General features: G+C 66.6%; 11 protein-coding genes. 7 read left to right on the top strand and 4 right to left on the bottom strand.

Annotated features, from left to right (window positions below):
* Position 1 precedes the first annotated feature (1 nt).
* The 4 genes from fdrA to AC6RIC_RS05600 all read right to left on the bottom strand — a co-directional run bounded on the left by fdrA (position 2) and on the right by AC6RIC_RS05600 (position 5,374).
* Complete coding sequence (gene fdrA / locus AC6RIC_RS05615; protein ID WP_499735442.1) at positions 2-1,546, bottom strand: acyl-CoA synthetase FdrA; 1,545 nt, start codon at positions 1,544-1,546, stop codon at positions 2-4.
* Positions 1,524-2,444, bottom strand: a complete 921-nt coding sequence (locus tag AC6RIC_RS05610; protein WP_499735441.1) for an oxamate carbamoyltransferase subunit AllH family protein — start codon at positions 2,442-2,444, stop codon at positions 1,524-1,526. The genes fdrA and AC6RIC_RS05610 overlap by 23 nt, the downstream gene beginning before the upstream one ends.
* A gap of 22 nt (positions 2,445-2,466) precedes the next feature.
* On the bottom strand, positions 2,467-3,699 hold the full coding sequence (locus tag AC6RIC_RS05605; RefSeq protein ID WP_499735440.1) for a tetratricopeptide repeat protein: 1,233 nt from the start codon (positions 3,697-3,699) through the stop codon (positions 2,467-2,469).
* A 109-nt stretch (positions 3,700-3,808) separates the two neighbouring features.
* Positions 3,809-5,374 (bottom strand): SulP family inorganic anion transporter, encoded by a 1,566-nt coding sequence (locus tag AC6RIC_RS05600; protein ID WP_488848249.1) that lies wholly within the window; start codon positions 5,372-5,374, stop codon positions 3,809-3,811.
* A gap of 255 nt (positions 5,375-5,629) precedes the next feature.
* Between AC6RIC_RS05600 and AC6RIC_RS05595 the strand changes: the two genes are divergently transcribed.
* The 7 genes from AC6RIC_RS05595 (at position 5,630) to AC6RIC_RS05565 (ending at position 16,091) form a co-directional block, all read left to right on the top strand.
* Positions 5,630-7,252: a PucR family transcriptional regulator gene (locus tag AC6RIC_RS05595; protein ID WP_499735439.1), complete on the top strand. Its 1,623-nt coding sequence runs from the start codon at positions 5,630-5,632 to the stop codon at positions 7,250-7,252.
* A 457-nt stretch (positions 7,253-7,709) separates the two neighbouring features.
* The gene (locus tag AC6RIC_RS05590; protein WP_499735438.1) at positions 7,710-8,684 is read left to right on the top strand and encodes a helix-turn-helix transcriptional regulator; all 975 of its coding nucleotides are present in this window, start codon (positions 7,710-7,712) and stop codon (positions 8,682-8,684) included.
* Between the two features lie 168 nt (positions 8,685-8,852).
* Complete coding sequence (locus AC6RIC_RS05585; protein ID WP_499735437.1) at positions 8,853-9,866, top strand: AraC family transcriptional regulator; 1,014 nt, start codon at positions 8,853-8,855, stop codon at positions 9,864-9,866.
* A gap of 214 nt (positions 9,867-10,080) precedes the next feature.
* A complete protein-coding gene (locus AC6RIC_RS05580; protein WP_499735436.1) occupies positions 10,081-10,623 on the top strand; it encodes a hypothetical protein in 543 nt (180 codons plus the stop codon).
* Between the two features lie 50 nt (positions 10,624-10,673).
* On the top strand, positions 10,674-15,002 hold the full coding sequence (locus AC6RIC_RS05575; protein WP_499735435.1) for an autotransporter outer membrane beta-barrel domain-containing protein: 4,329 nt from the start codon (positions 10,674-10,676) through the stop codon (positions 15,000-15,002).
* A 7-nt stretch (positions 15,003-15,009) separates the two neighbouring features.
* Positions 15,010-15,438 (top strand): globin family protein, encoded by a 429-nt coding sequence (locus tag AC6RIC_RS05570; protein WP_499735434.1) that lies wholly within the window; start codon positions 15,010-15,012, stop codon positions 15,436-15,438.
* 179 nt (positions 15,439-15,617) lie between these two features.
* The gene (locus AC6RIC_RS05565; RefSeq protein ID WP_499735433.1) at positions 15,618-16,091 is read left to right on the top strand and encodes an invasion associated locus B family protein; all 474 of its coding nucleotides are present in this window, start codon (positions 15,618-15,620) and stop codon (positions 16,089-16,091) included.
* The last annotated feature ends 2 nt before the right edge of the window (positions 16,092-16,093 follow it).

Raw genomic sequence — 16,093 nt, 5'->3', positions numbered from 1 at the left:
ATCAGTTCTCCTTGGAGACGAAACCGCGCGCCAGCAGGCCGGCATTGGTGCAGCTGCTGGCGATGGTGACGCCCACTTCCGAAAGCTTGGCCGTCTGCTCGGCGAGCGACTGGCTGTCGAGATCCGTGCCGAGGACGTAGCCGAGTATCTCGAGATGACGGCCCTCGGCCGCCGCGATCTGCTTGGCCTCGACGAGGGCGGGGATCATCACGCCGGCCGGGTCCTCATGGGCGCCGTAGCCGAGGATGAAATCGAGCACGATGACGCCGACCGAGGGGTCGCGCGCCTCCTGCACCAATCGCGCGAGGCGCTGGGAGGGGTCGATCATCGGGTGCGGCCGGCCGCGGGTGAAATCGTCGTCGCCGAAATCGATGAAGGTATGCTCGATGCTGGTGGAGACGTCCTTCAGCTTGCGCGCCGGGTCCTTGGCGATGTTGCTGTAGACGTTGTCGTAGCTCTCCTTGGCGATCAGCATCATCTCCTCGCAGAGCGTGCCGCCGCAGAGCAGCGCGCGGATATAGCGCTGCTCGGGCTTCAGCTTGGCGCGGGTCTCGGCGATCAAGGGCAGGTTGAGCGCCCGCTTGTTGATCTCCGCCTCCTTCTTGCCGCCGAGGATGACGGCCTTGAGCGCGGCTTCCTTGGTGGTCTTGCCGAATTGCAGGCCGGCCTTGGTGACGGCCTCCTCCGAGCCGCCGAGCAGGCAGGCGATGACCGGCTTGCCGCAGGCCGCGGCCGCCGCCAGAACCTTGTCCTGCACCGACTTCGCCGGGGGCTTGGAGACCAGCACGATCACCTCGGTCGCCGGATCGCGAGCGAGCGCGTTGATGCCGTCGATCATCATGATGCCGCCGACCTTCTCGTTGAGGTCGCGTCCGCCCGTGCCGATGATCTGAGTGATACCGCCGCCGAAATCATGGATGCGGGCCGCGACCTCCTGGCTGCCGGTGCCGGAGGCGCCGACGATGCCGATATTGCCGGCGCGCACCGCATTGGCGAAGCACAGGCCGACGCCGCCGATATAGGCTGTGCCGCAATCCGGCCCCATCATCAGCAGGCCCTTGTCATGGGCGAGCGTCTTGAGGGCGACCTCGTCCTCGATCGAGACGTTGTCGCTGAACATCATGACATGCAGGCCGCTCTCGAGCGCGCGGCGCGCCTCGCGGCTGGCGAACTCGCCGGCCACCGCGATGATCGCGAGATTGGCGCCGGGCACATGGGCGACGGCTGACTCGATCGTCGCGTAGTTCATCTTGCGGCCGCTCTCGTTGCCGCCCTTCTGCTTGAACAATTCGTCGATCTCGACCAGTGCCTTCTCGGCGATCTCGTCCGATGCCGAGCGCACCACGATCATCAGGTCGCCGCTCTGGGCCTCCGCCGCCTCCGGCGTCAGCATGCCGACATTCTGCAGCACCTCCTTGTTCATGGCGGTGCCCATGCCGATCATCGCCTGGTCGACGCCGGCAACCGCATTGGCCCGCCCGGTCACCGACATCAGCGAGACCGAGTCGAAATAGGTGTTCCGCTTAATGGCGGTCTTGATGGCCATGATCCCATTCTCCGTTGTCGATGAGCGACGCCAGCCCGCGGATGACGCCGAAAGCGATCTCGGTCCCGGATGAGGAGCCGATCGCGAGAACCTGTGTGAGTGCCGGCGAGAAGGGCTCGGCGGCCGCGCTGCCGAGCGCGATGATGAGGCGTGCGACCCGCTCCCGGACCTCGCCGCGCGCCGCCTTGGCGATGGCCGCATAGGCGATCGGGTTGGTCGCGCTCTTGGCGAGCCGCACGACGCCGTGCGCGAAGGCATCGCTGCCGAGATCGTCCGGTCGCTGGCAGAGCGCACGGGAAGCGAGCAGCCCGACGAGGAAATCGTCACCGGATGGCGTGAGGCCCGGCCCGAGCCCGAGCAACCGGCCAGCATGGGCCAGCGCCCCATCCGTGTCGCCCCGCCCCAGGGCGAGCGCGAGCCCGTCCACGCCTTCATGCAGCATCCGGGTCGTCAATCGTGCGACCTCGGTATCGGCCATCCCCTCGATGAAGCCGCCGGGCGTGCCGTTGCGCCAGATCGCCGCCTCGGCTTCCGCCAGCCGACGACGCAACAGGCCGGCCGCGCAATGCGTTTCAGGGATGGGCGTGTGCCAGACCGCCGCTCCGTCAACGGTGACCATCGCCTTGCCGGCAATGGCGAGGCTGCCACCTCCGGCCCTGACGCTGTCGCCCTGGCAGATACCCATGGCGAGAAAATCATCGGCGGTGACAACCAGCGAGTTCGGCCCGTCATCCAGATCGTCCGTGACCAGCGTGTGCAATTTGCCGCAACACAGGCAGGCGATGTTGACCGCCCGGTGGAAGGCGCTGTGGACCACGCCAGCGAAGGCTGCCCCGTTCACACGGGCGAGGAAGGCGCCGTCACCGGACCTTGCCTGCATCGTGGTATGCGCGCGCATCGGGGCAGGACCTCTGTCGGGCTTAGCTGGCGCGGGCAGCCGGAGGCTGACCGATCGCAGCAAGCTCGACCTGCGCCTCGGCCTCGCGGCCGAGTAGCTTGAGCGACTGCGCCTTATGGTTGCGGTAGAGCGGATTGCCGGGATCGGACGCGATCGCGACTTCGATCGCGCTGATCGCCTCTTCGTGCCGGCCAAGCGAGCGCAGGCTGTTGCCCTTGTGGAAGGCGAAATCGTAGCGGCCGGGATCGAGCACGAGCAACTCGTCCATCGCGGCGACGGCAGCCTCGTGCCGTCCGAGTTCACGCAGATAGTTCGACTTGTGATAGCGCAGGAACTGCGCCTCCGGCTTCTTCGCGATGCCCGCATCGAAGGCCGCGAGCGCCGCTTCCGGCTGCTTCATCGCCCGCCAGGCATAGGCGATGTAGAAATGGAACTCGATCGCGTCGGGCGTCGCAGCGAGCACCGCCTCGAAGGTGCGGATCGCCTCCTCGTTGCGCCCGAGCTCGTAGAGGTAATAGCCTTTGTAATAGCCGAGATCGGCGTCGCCCGGATGCAACGCCAGCGCGGCCTCGATGATGGCGAGCGCCTCCTCGTAGCGCTCCGCCTTCTCGGCCTGCTTCGCCTGCCGGATCGACGCTACGCCCGGCCCGGCCGCAGCACCTTCGCCGCGGAAGATCTTCAGGACGCGCTCTTGGCCGAGTGCTTGCGCATGCTCCAGCGAAGGCTTGCCGTCGCGATCCCTGAGATGCTGGTTGGCACCCGCTTCGACAAGCGCCTCGATCACGTCGCCATAGAGCCTGCCGCCATCGCCGAGGATCACGGCTTCGAGCAGGGCCGACCAGCCGAGGTCGTTGGCGCGGTCCACCGGGATGCCGGCCGCGAGGCAGACGCGCACCGTGCGCAAAAAACCCTTCTCGCTCGACGGCAGCAGCGGCGTGCCGCCGAAGCGGTTGACGCTGTTCGGGTCGGCACCCGAGGCGATGGCAAGCTTCAGGATTTCGTTGAAGCCGTTCGCCCCGGCGCAGAGATAGGGCGAGAGCATGGTGATGTCGCGGGCATTGACGTCGCTGCCGGCCGCGATCAGGCGCCGCGCCAGCGGCAGGTTGTTCCTCTGCGTCGCCGCCATCAGCGCCGTGCGGCCGGTCTCGTCCTTGGCGTCCACCTTGGCGCCCTCGGCGAGAAGGCGCTCGACAGCAGCCATATCGCCCTTGTCGGCGGCGGCAATCAGGGGCGGGTTGGCGGACGGGGCGTTCATCGGGTCTTCCTGTCGATCGGTGATGCGGCGCCCGGACAGGCACCGCGAAAGGCATAAGAAGCGAAAGCAAGGCGAGCCCATCCGCAGCGGGCAGGCTCGCCTCGCCGGTTCATGCCTTGCTGGCCTGGGCGGCCGGCTTCATTTCGCCGGCGGAGATCGTCCGGTCCGCCTCGCGCAGGTTGAGGTAGTGCTTGAGCACGAAGACGCCGGCAATCATGCAGTATGCATAGACCAGCGGCATCGCGTGCGGCTGGGCGAAGCCGACCGTCGGCGCGTGAATCACGCCGAACAGCGTCAGGAAGCCGCCGACCAGTGCCGCAACCGCACCGCGCATCGGCTTGTCGGTGATCGCGAAGATCGTGATGCAGCCCCAGGTCATGCTGCTCAGCGGCGCGCCGTTCCCGAGATTGGAGAGGCCCTGGTAGTAGACGCCCTTCTTGGCGAGCGCCTCGACGCCGACGGTCTTGGCGGCGGTGCCGGCAGCTGCCAGCGTGTTGTTGGCCAGCGTCAGCGCCCAGTTGGCGATCCACGGGAACATCGTGACGAAGATCACCGGCACTTCGTCGCGAGGCGACTCGCGCACCACCTGATTGGCTGTGACGATGCCGATATAGACGAGGATCGGAACCACCGCGACCATCGGGATCAGCGCCAGCAGGAAGGCGCCGAGCCCGAACAGCGAGACCAGGAACATGGTCAGGCCGGTGAAGAAGGTGTAGCCGGTGCCGGCGCCGATCGATTTCCAGCCGGCATGGCCAATATAGACGGTGACCGGGAACGGGTTGCCGAACATGGCGCCGAGCGTCGAGGACAGGCCGTTGGCCATCATCACCTGGCGCGTCGGGTAGGGATCGCCGGCGGCATGCGCGCTCTCGATGTTCTCGAGGTCGAACACGTAGTTGGCGAGGCCGAGCGGCACGGCCGAGGCGAGATAGGGCAGCGCATGCGGCAGGCCCTGCATGAAGCTCGAGATGTGCAGCGTCGGCGGGTTGAAGCCGAAAGTGCTCAGCGAGTTCTTGATCTCGGCCGGGCTCTGCAGGCCGAAGATCCAGGCCAGCACCGTGCCGGCAGCGAGCAGCAGGAAGCCGGTCGGCACCTTCGGGAAGATCGGCTTCTTGCCGAACCAGTTCAGGAAGATCAGGGCCAGTACCACGAAGGCGACGGTCGGCGTTTCGAAGGATTGCAGCATCGGATTCATGGCCAGCAGCAGCAGGCCGAGACCGGCGAGGCAGGACAAGAGCACCGTGCGCGGGATCGTCTTGCGGATGGTCTCGCCCAGGAAGGAGCCGCCGACCAGGATCATCGCCTCGACGAAACACCAGACCAGTGCGATCTGCAGCGCGAACTCGGCATCCTTTGTCTGGAGATAGACCGGCAGGATGACGAGGAAGGTCACCGTGAAGATCGATGGCGCGCTCGGGCCGGAGGGCAGCGCGGTCACATCGGCCCGGCCGGTTTCCTTGACGAGTTTGTAGGCGAAATAGGTGTACCAAAGGCTCGCGGCGAAGACGGCGAGGCCGAAGGCCGGCGCGATCCGGCCATAGACCATCTCCTTCGGGAAGCCGACGACGAAGAGCAGCAGGCCGATCATCGTGAGCAGATTGGTCAGGTTGTTGGCCAGCAGGCCGAAATAGCCGCCCCAGTCGCCCTTTCGCCAGATAAACGATCTATCCATCGATTGTCCCCATCCTCTCGGGCGCGCTCCAGTCGCGCGATCCCGCCGTCGAACGATCTTCTTTTGAAGGGAGCCTAGTGAGCCGGCGGCAGGCGAACCATTGCCAAGCCGCCTAAATTGACCGGTCTTGTTTTATCCAGATCGGATAAATATCGAACCGTCCCAACCGGGTTTGGCTTGCGAATACCCGCGATTAGCGCATAGATCGGCATGGCGGAGTGGCCGCTGGCGCGGGCCACCCTGGGAGCCCGGACCATGGCCCATCAGCTCAAGATTTCCGAACTGCTGCAATTTGCGCCGTTCAAGCAGGCTCGCCTGATTTGCGGGGAAGAAGGCCTCGCCAATCCCGTCCGGGGCGTCAACGTCATCGAGGCGCCCGATGTCACCGACTGGGTGCAGCCGGGCGACGTGCTCCTCACCAACTTCTATTCGCTCGACCGCTTGCGTCCGCTCGACGCCTTCATCGAGAAGGTCGCGGCCCGCAAGCTCAGCGCGCTGATCGTCAAGACCGGGCTCTTCGTGCAGGAGGTGCCGGAGGAGATCGTCGAAGCCGCGCGCAGGCACCGCCTGCCCGTCATCGAGATTCCCCGCAGCGTGCTCTACCGGACCATCGTCCTGTGCATCTCCGAGCATCTCCTCAGCGAGCGGCTCGGCGTGCTCGAACGCTTCAAGGAGATCAGCGACCACTTCCTCAGCGCCTCGCTGGCGAACCAGGGCGCCTTCCGCATCCTGAAATCGCTGGAGACCTTCATCGGCAATCCGGTCGGGCTCTATGACGAGAAGCTGCAATGCCTCGCCGGCACCACCGGCAGCTCGGTGAGCCTCGCCCCGCCCGAAGGGCATCAGGAAGGCGCGCCCTATTACATCCAGACGATCGCCGCCCCAGAAGCCGACGATCGCATCTGCAACCGCTACGTCTTCTCCGTCCGCGTCGGGGACGAGGTCAGGCTCTACCTCACCGTGCTCGAACTGAATGGCGAGCTTGAGGACGTCCAGTCGATCGCCATCGAGAGCGCGATCAACGCGCTCGCGCTCGATTTCCTGCGCCAGCAGGCTGTGATCGAGGTTGAGAAGCAGTTCCGCTTCGACCTGATCGGCGATCTGCTCGGCGGCAGCGCCCTCCCCTCCAGCGAGTTGCATCGCCGCGCCGGGCTGATCCAGTGGGACCTCAAGCGCAGGCACGCCGTGGTGGTGCTCGGCCTCAAGGCCACCCAGAAGCAACTCACTCCCGGTCCGGGCGACGGCAAGAAGCTGGAACGGCTGGCACAGCTTCTTGCAGACCTCATCGACAATGCCCATGCCCAGGTCCGCGGCGGCCATGTCGTGCTGTTCTGGCCGGCCGGCGAGGGCCGCGACTGGCGCGCGCAGCTCGAACGCCGCTTCGCCGAACTGAACGCGCTCTGGTCGCGCGGCGAGGAGCGCGCCGTCCTGCATGCCGGCATCGGCGAGATCGCCGCCGACATCGAAAGCCTGCCCCGGAGCTACCGCCAGGCGCTCGACGCCCTCAATATCGGCACCCGGGCGCGCTTCAAGAAGCAGATCGTCGCCTTCCACGAGCTCGGCATCTACCGCATGCTCTGCCGGCTCGCACCGCAGCACGAGCTCAGGGAGATGATCCCGCCCTCACTGAAACGGCTGGTCTCGGTCAAGACACGGGCCCGGGCCGACCTCGTCGAGACGCTGGAGGCCTATATCGCCAGCAGCGGCAACGCGCTCGAAACCTCGCGGCGCCTCGATGTCCACCCGAAGACGGTACTCTATCGGCTCGACAAGATCAGGACGGAAGCCGGCATCGATCTCGACGACGCCGAGGAGATGCTGATGGTCCAGATCGGCCTCAAGATCCTGAAAATGGAGGATGCGACGGAGGCTGCCTGAAGCAGCGATTTCTTCTCTTAGCGCCCGAAAACTTGGCAATCCCTGCGATTGACCCGAGCCGATATTCCCGGAATGCTCGAAGCCATCGGAGCGATCCGGTCGCGGGATTTGTCGGAGCAGCTTGCGCCGCGTCAACAACGCTAAAAGCACCACGCTTTACCGTGGGCTCCCGAGATGGAGACACGGCTGTGGTCTATACTCTGATCGTCAACGGCCTGCTGCGGCTATCGGCCTTCCTGCGCTGGACACGCACCGGCTAGAGCATTTTCAAGTGAACCGGGCACGAACTCCGTCGCTATCGCGCCGGTGCCCATCATCTCGGGCACGACTCATTCCGGAACGGAGTCGGGGGCTCGCGCCGGCTGCAGGCTTGTAATAAAGGTAAAAGGACCAGCCATCACCGTCAAAGGCCCCGCCGCGCCGCGCGGACCTCATGTCCATCGCGAGGGAGAGCTCCGTGACAGCAGCCCCGTTCCCGATGATGCGGTTGCGGACGGAGGACGTCCCGCGCCGGGAGCAGATGGCCTTCGTCCATGATTTCGTCGCGCGCCAAGTCGGCGGGCTGGAATTCCGCCCGGCCGACCAGGACAATATCCGGATCGATATGGAAGCCATGATGCTGCCGGGCGGGCTGACCGTCGGCCGCGGCCTCTATGCGCCGATGCGTGGCGCGCGGACGCGTGGCCTGCTCCAGGACGGCCGCGAGCACTACCTGATGACGATCCATAACGAGGACCACGAGGTCGCCGTCGATGGCGGCAGGATGATCAAGGTCTCGGCCGGCGATGTCCTGCTGCTGAACGAAGCGGTCTGCTTCGAGTTCTGGCAGCGCAAGCCGATGTCCGTCGACGTGCTCTCGCTCGATCAGCGGCTGCTCGCGAGCCTCGCACCGCGCGTGGCGCTGGAAGCGAGTTACGTCATACCGGCGGCATCGGCGTCGCTGTCGCTGCTCTCCGGCTATGCCGAGATGCTGCGCCGCAATCCGCCCGCATCGGTCAGGGCGAGCGAGATCGCCTCGCGCCATGTCTATGATCTCGCCGCCCTGATGCTCGATGGCTTCGTGCGCGGTGGCGCCGAGCGCAATGCCCGCAGCATTGCGGCGGCACGATTGAAACTCGTATGCAAGGATATCCTCGAACAGCTGCCCGATCCCGGTCTCGGGATCGAAGCGGTCGCCCGGCGCCAGGGCATCACGCCGCGCTATGTCCAGCGCCTGTTCGAGACGCAGGAAACGACCTTCTCGAGCTTCGTGCGCGACCAGAGGTTGGACCTCGCCTTTCGCATGCTACGGGAGCGCGATTCCGCCTCCTGCACGATCACGACCATCGCCTATGATGCCGGCTTCTCCGACGTCACCTCCTTCAACCGCGCCTTCCGCCGGCGCTTCGAGGCGACGCCCTCCGAAATCCGGGCAAACGCCCTGAAAGGCTGATTCAAGCCAGCCTTTTGCAATCCGGCCGCGGAAAAACCTCTACTTTGTTCGCCGGCTGCAAAATCTGTTCGCGGCGATCCGAGACGGCCCATCCCGCCCCGCCATAGCGTCCGCCCCCTCTGAACGGTGGGGGACTGGCTCCTACTTCGTCGAAGCCGGAGCCCTCGCATGACGATCGCACCGTTTGCGATGCAGCGGCTGTCGACAGAAGAGATTCCGCGCGGCGAGCGGATGGCCTTCCTGCACGATTTCATGGCCCGGCATGTCTGGAGCGGGCGTCGATTGCTCCCGCCCGACCGCGACAATATCCGCGTCGATCTCGAAGCGATGGCGCTGCCCAGCGATCTTCTCGTCTCGCATGGCCGGTTCACGCCGATGCGCGGCATCCGGGCCCGCGACCTGCTGCAGGACGGCCGCCAGAACTACGTCTGGACGATCCAGGACCACGAGCGTGAAATCTCGGTCGCCGGCAAGGCACCGATCAGGATCGGCGCGGGCGATCTCGTGCTCGTCAACGAGGGCACCTGCCACGAGTGCTGGCACGGCCAGCCCACCGCGTTCGATTTCGTCTCGCTGGATCGTCGCTTGCTCGCCGACCGCGCCCCGCGCATCGACCTCGCAGCAAGCTACGTGGTCCCGGCAGCGGCGGAAGGCCTGTCGCTTCTGCGGAACTATGTCGAATTGCTGCGCCGCAATCCGCCGGGTTCGCTCAAGCTCGCCGAGGCGGCGGCTCGCCACGTCTATGACCTCACGGCCCTGGTCCTTGGCGGGGCGGTGCGCGGCGGCGCCGAGCGCAGCGAGACCAGCATCGCGGCCGCCCGCTACCGGCTCATCCAGGCGGACGTGCTCGCACGCCTGTGCGATCGCGATCTGGACATCGACGCTCTGGCCAGGCGCCAGGGCGTCACGGTGCGTTATGTCCAGCGTCTGTTCGGGAACGCCGGAACGACATTCTCCGATTTCGTCCGCGGGCAAAGGCTCGAACACGCCGTCCGCTTGTTTGGAGAGCGCGATCTCGCCTCCAGCACGATCACGGCGATCGCCTATGACGTCGGGTTCTCGGACGTATCGTCATTCAACCGCGCGTTCCGCAAGCGCTTCGACGCCACCCCTTCGGAGTTCCGGGCGGACATCCTGAGTCGCCGCGCCGCGCTGCCGAAAGGCGAGGAATGGCGCGGATGAAGGCGGCCGATACGGCGCCGCGGCGGATCGCGCTGCCGCTCCCCGAAAATACCCGGAGCCGTGTTCGCTCCCTGCAAAACCGCTTCGCTCTCCGCGCAGACGAGCCATCCGACCTCTTCCTAAGGTCCGGATCGAATGGCGCGCAAGCGCCGCTCCGCTTTGCCGAATGGGCCGTACCGACAGCCTTCAGTCTCGGCCTTGGAAGGGAATTCGAGTGCTGTCGATCATCTGCGCCCGCAAGCACGGTGCCGCCTCCGCGCGCCGCGGAAAACGCCGTCTCCTGTCTGCCGCGCTCTGCGCCTGCTTCCTGTTCGCCGCTGATCCGGCCGCCGCCCTGACGCGCGAGGAAGCCGCCAAGGTCGCCGAACTGATCGCCGCGCTGCAGCCCGCCTTCAGCTCCTTCGCCTATGACGAGGAGATCGTCGGCGACTGGTTCGAGCGCGATGCCGCAGGGCGCGGCCTGATCCGGGCCGCGGGCTTCACGGCGGAGAGCTGGAAGACCGCGGTCGGCGAGACCTTCCGGGGCCTCGCCGCCCTAGAACCCCAGAGCGAAATCGACGCGATACGGGCCAAGCTGGATGCCGGCGCGAGCGGCCTCGTCGCGTTGAACGCGGCTCAGAAGGCAGAAGCCCTGCAGGCGCTCCGCGCGGAATTCGCACGCATGCTGGCGTTCCGCACTGAGGGCGCGCGCTTCGCCGACATCGTGCGCCCGCTCGCGCCGCGCCTGAAGGCGATCCTCGACAACAGCTCCGACTGAGCCCGGCCACGACGGCCGGTCGTCGCTCATATCGCGTTTCCCAAAGGCCCATGATGAAAACCGTCACTTCGAAGCGCTCCGTGCGCAGCCATGCTCTCCGCAAGACGAGCCTTCTCTCGGCAACCGCGCTCGTCGCCGTCAGCACGCTGGCGCTTCCATCGGCGCGCGCCAATTCCGTGACCTACACCCAGAGCGGCACTTATGCGGATGCTGTGACCGTGAGATCGACCGACACGATCTGGGCCGCTTCCGGTGTCAACGCGGTCTTCGCGGGAACCGTCACCTATGGCGATCCTGCGAGCGGGTTTCTCTTCCTCGGGGATACCTTGCCCGGCAACGGTACGATCGTTTTCGCACCGACCAACATGACCACCAGCCCTGGCTTCAGCTATCTCGGCATCTCGGGCGGTGTCGTCCGTTTCGGCAGCGACACGGCGCGGAATTTCTACAGCCGATCCGGAACTCATGTGTTCGTCACCGGCGGCGTCTTCGATCTCGGCGGCGCCAGCCAGACCATCTATCGACTGGGCCAGATCGGCGTGAGTGCCGGCACGATTACCAATAACGGCCCCGGCACAGCGGTTCTGACGATTGCGAACGGCATCGATTTCAACGGAGCGATTACCGACGGCAGCAACGCCCTCGCGCTGCGCCTGGCAGGCAGCGGCACCCAGACGCTGGGCGCCAACAACAGCTATTCCGGCGGCACGACGCTGACTGCGGGCACGCTTCTGACCGCGGCACATTCCAATGCGCTCGGCACCGGCGCCCTGCGCTTCGAAGGTCTCGGCAGCACGCTGGCCCTCAACGACACCATCTCGCTTGCGAACGATATCAGCCTCGCGTCAGGCGCCACCGCCGTATTCAGCGTCGGCAGCGGCACCGGCCGGCTCATGGGCGGCATCGCCGGCAACGGCGGCGACCTGTTCAAGGAAGGGACCGGCGAGCTCGTGCTCGGCGGCACCGTGGATGCCGGCCGCATCTTCCTCAACCGCGGCAGCCTGACCTCCGCGGCCGGCGCCGACATCTCCGATACGGCGTCGCTGATCGTCGCCCAGAACGCGACCTTCAACGTCCAGGGCACCGAGAAGATCTACGAGATCATCGGCACCGGCCGGGTTACGCTCGCGAATGGCGCGCAGCTGACGCTCGGCCGCGACGGAAACGGAGGATCGGACTATTCGACCACCTCCAGCAATCCGATCAGCGGCGCAGGCTCGCTGCGCAAGGAAGGCAACAACCGCCTCACGCTGCGCGGCACCAACACCTATTCCGGCGGCACGACGCTGGCGGCCGGGACGCTTCGAGCGGGCATCACTGGCGCTCTCGGCACGGGCGGGCTGACGATCGCCGGCCAGGGCACGACGCTCGCACTCATCGACAATGTCCGGCTCAACAATGCGATCACGCTTGATCAGGGCGATCTCAATGTCGAGGTGGAGAGCGGCACGGCAACCCTCGGCGGGCGGATCACCCGGGCGAACCCGGCGGAAGCGCGGGACTTCCACAAAAACGGCCCCGGCAAGCTCATCCTGGCCAGCAACGGTTCGAACGTCGCGCATGCCCATGTGAACAGCGGCCTCCTGCAGGTCGATGGCGCGATCACCGCCCAGACGCTGCAGGTGGCGAATGCCGCCGGGCTTTCCGGCATCGGCACCGTCAACGCCAATGTCACGATCGCCGATGGCGGCACCTTGTACGGGCGCTCGGACCAGACCCTGACCATCAACGGCAACCTGGTCCTGAACAACGGCTCCACGGTCGAGGTCGAGCTCGACGCGCCCAGCACCCGCGCCTTGTTCGACGTGGGCGGAAACCTGACGCTGGACGGCGGCCTGAACATCACCGGCACCGGCAATTACGGCGCCGGCGTCTATCGCCTGTTCGACTATGACGGAACGCTCACGGATAACGGGCTCGACGTCACCGCCGAGCCAGTCGGCATGACCGCCACCGTCCAGACCGGTGTCGCCCGCCAGGTCAACATCGTGGTGGCGGCGGGCGGCGGCCCGGCCTGGCAGTTCTGGGACGGCGGCCAGACCGCGGCCAACGGCCAGGTCGACGGCGGCACCGGCAATTGGGGCAGCAGCACCAACTGGACCGATGCCAACGGCCAGAGCAACGCCACCTGGGGCGGCGGTTATGCCGCGTTCCAGGGTGCGCCCGGCGCGGTCACCGTCGCGCCTAGCGGGGTCTCGGTGAACGGCCTCCAGTTCGCCGTGAACGGCTACAGCCTGGACGGCGGCCCGATCACGCTGGCAGCGCCACAGACCGTCATCCGCGTCGGCGATGGCACGAACCAGGGCGCGAACTTCGTCGCCCGGATCGGCGCAGACCTCACCGGCACCGGCGGATTGCTGAAGACCGACCTCGGCCGGCTCGTCCTCACCGGCTACAACAGCTACCAGGGCGACACCTTCGTCCAGAACGGCACGCTGGAAGGCAACACGAACAGCATCCGCAACAACATCGTCAACAACGGCATCGTCGTCTTCAACCAGACGCAGGACGGCAGCTTCTCCGGCAATGTCGGCGGCGAAGGCGGCGTCATGATCAAGGACGGCGCAGGCACGCTGCGATTGACCGGGCGCAGCACGCTCGACTGGTCGATCTGGGGCGGGGCCCTGTCCTCAACCACCGAGGCCTTCCGCGGCAATCTCGATATCCGCGGCGGCGCGACGATGCGCTTCGAGCAGAACGCGTCGGGCAGCTATGACGGCAATGCCCGCAGCAGCGGCAATGGCGAAGGCCGGATCGAGATCGCCACCGGCACCGGCAACAGCATCGCCTTCACCGGCGAATCCAGCGGCTTCACCGGCATCACCACGATTGAGACCGACGCTCTGGCTGTGAACGGGCAGCTCGGCGGCAGGCTCGTCGTCAACGCAGGCGGACGCCTCGGCGGCGCGGGCACGGTCGGCGACGTTGCAGTGGCCGGCACGGTCGCGCCGGGCAACTCGATCGGCACGTTGAACGTTGCCGGCAACATCGCCTTCAATCCGGGCTCGACCTACGAGGTCGAGATCGACGCGGCGGGCGCCTCGGACCGGATCGTCGCGGCGGGCACCGCCACGATCAATGGCGGCGCAGTCAATGTGCTGGCGGGAGCCGGCAACTACGCCCAGCAGACGCAATACACCATCCTGACTGCGACAGGCGGGCGCACCGGCACCTTTACCGGCGTGACCTCGAACCTCGCCTTCCTCGATCCCGCGCTCAGCTACGACGCCGGCAATGTCTACCTGACCATGACGCGCAACGGCACGAGCTTCCGCAATGTCGGCCTGACCTGGAACCAGGTCGCCGCCGGCGGCGGCGTCGAGAACCTCGGGCTGGGCAACCCGGTTCACAACGCCGTGCTGAGTCTGTCAGCCGACCAGGCACGCGGCGCCTTCGACCAGCTCTCGGGCGAGATTCACGCCTCGGCCCGCACCGCGCTGATCGAGGACAGCCGCTTCCTGCGCAACGCCGTCAACGACCGCCTGCGCGCAGCCTCCGATTCCGTCGTCACCTATGAGAACGGCAAGCCGGTCGCAGCCCCTGTCACCACCGACCGTTTCGCGTTCTGGGGCCAGGGCTTCGGCTCATGGGGCCGCACGGATGGCGACGGCAACGCGGCGAAGCTTGAGCGCAAGACCGGCGGCTTCTTCATCGGCGCCGACGCACCGGTGTTCGGCAACTGGCGCCTCGGCGCGGTCGCCGGCTACAGCCGCAGCGATTTCGACGTGAAGGGCCGCCAATCCTCGGGGGAGAGCGACAACTACCATCTCGGCCTCTATGGCGGAGCGAACTGGGGAGCGCTCGCGCTGCGGACTGGTGCGGCCTATACGTGGCATGACATCTCGACCAACCGGACGGTCAGCTTTCCCGGCCTCAGTGACAGGCTGAAGGGCGATTACGGTGCCGGCACGACGCAGCTCTTTGGCGAACTCGCCTATGGCTTCGCGCTGGGCGCGACCCGGATCGAGCCCTTCGCCAACCTAGCTTATGTCAGCCTGCACACCGACGGCTTCCGCGAGACGAGGGGTGCCGCCGCCCTGACCGGGGCAGCGGCGACCACCGACGCCACCTTCACGACGCTCGGCCTGCGCGCTTCCACACGTTTGACCCTTGGCGGCGCAAGCCTGACCGCGAAGGGAACGCTGGGCTGGCGCCATGCCTTCGGTGACGTGACACCTCTTGCGAGCCTGCGTTTCGCCGGCGGCGGCAATGGCTTCGGCATCGGCGGCGTGCCGATCGCGCGCAATGCGGCGCTGATCGAGACCGGGCTCGACTATGCGCTCTCGCCGAACGCCACGCTCGGCGTCAGCTATGGCGGCCAGTTCGGCTCGGGCCTCGCCGACCATGCCGCCAAGGCCAACTTCAATGTCCGGTTCTGAGGGCAGCATGAACGATCGGTCCCGCTCCCTCATCCTGACGAACATCGTGGCGCTGTTTCCGATAGCCGAGCAGGCGGATGCGATGTTCGCCAATCGGCTGCTGGAATCCTATCCGGAGGTCTATCGGCTCTTCGCCATGGAGATCGAGCCGCAGGAACGAAGCCTCGTCCTGACGCTGCGGCTGATGTTCGGGAATTCCCGGCACTTCGGCGAGCTGCTGCCGATCGTCCAGGAACTCGCTCGCTCCCACAGGATCTACCGCCTGATCGAGCCTCACTATCGGGCCCTGGCCGAGACGCTGCTCTGGACGCTCCGGCGCAGTCTCGGTCCCGGTTTCACGATCGAGGCGGAGCGGGCCTGGCAGCGCGTGCTCGACGGCCCTCCGGAGTCGGTTCGCATGTCGTCGCAAGCCGACGGCCGAAAGGCGATCGCATGATCGCCCGCCGGATTCGCCTCCTCCGCACCATCGGCCTCGCAGCGCTCGCCAGCGCTGGCGGCATGGCGGCCTGGCTCGGATCGGAACGGGCAAATGCAGGGTCGAGAGACGTCGCAATTTTCGCGGATCGGGATAACGTTCCAGCGCCGCAACGGCTCGAGGTCGCACAGGCTTCTGCGGTGGGACAGGCAGCCGCCGCTACGGCGACACTCCCCGGCGGTGCATCCTCGCTCAACGAGACCTACAAGGACTGGCGTGTCGTCTGCGTACAGCAGGGTGGCGCGAAGCGCTGCGTGCTCAATCAGGTTCAGACACAGCAGAGCGGGCAGCGCGTGCTCGCCATCGAGCTCAATGCCCTGACCGGCAGCGCCGTTGCCGGGGTCCTGGTTCTGCCTTTCGGGCTGTCGCTCGATGCCGGCGTCGCCTTTCAGATCGACGAGAAGCTGACGGTGCAGCCGATGCGCTTCCGCACCTGCCTGCCGAGCGGATGCATCGTCGCCGTCAGCTTCGACGCACAGATGGTCGCGGCCCTGCGAACGGGCTCCGCGCTGAAGATCAACGCGACCGCCGATAGCGGGGCCGCCGTACCCTTCTCCATCTCGCTCCAGGGCTTCGCGAGCGCTCTCGATCGCGCCACCACGCTGTCACGCTGACG

The organism is Allobosea sp. TBD101 (assembly GCF_059817965.1).
The sequence above is the reverse complement of the archived record's forward strand: the minus strand, read 5'-3'. Positions and strand labels throughout refer to the sequence as shown.

Bases quoted from the DNA above. Each gene is read 5' to 3' on its own strand.
- fdrA (WP_499735442.1), bottom strand. From the start codon at position 1,546: ATGGCCATCAAGACCGCCATTAAGCGGAACACCTATTTCGACTCGGTC.
- AC6RIC_RS05610 (WP_499735441.1), bottom strand. From the start codon at position 2,444: ATGCGCGCGCATACCACGATGCAGGCAAGGTCCGGTGACGGCGCCTTC.
- AC6RIC_RS05605 (WP_499735440.1), bottom strand. From the start codon at position 3,699: ATGAACGCCCCGTCCGCCAACCCGCCCCTGATTGCCGCCGCCGACAAG.
- AC6RIC_RS05600 (WP_488848249.1), bottom strand. From the start codon at position 5,374: ATGGATAGATCGTTTATCTGGCGAAAGGGCGACTGGGGCGGCTATTTC.
- AC6RIC_RS05595 (WP_499735439.1), top strand. From the start codon at position 5,630: ATGGCCCATCAGCTCAAGATTTCCGAACTGCTGCAATTTGCGCCGTTC.
- AC6RIC_RS05585 (WP_499735437.1), top strand. From the start codon at position 8,853: ATGACGATCGCACCGTTTGCGATGCAGCGGCTGTCGACAGAAGAGATT.
- AC6RIC_RS05575 (WP_499735435.1), top strand. From the start codon at position 10,674: ATGATGAAAACCGTCACTTCGAAGCGCTCCGTGCGCAGCCATGCTCTC.
- AC6RIC_RS05570 (WP_499735434.1), top strand. From the start codon at position 15,010: ATGAACGATCGGTCCCGCTCCCTCATCCTGACGAACATCGTGGCGCTG.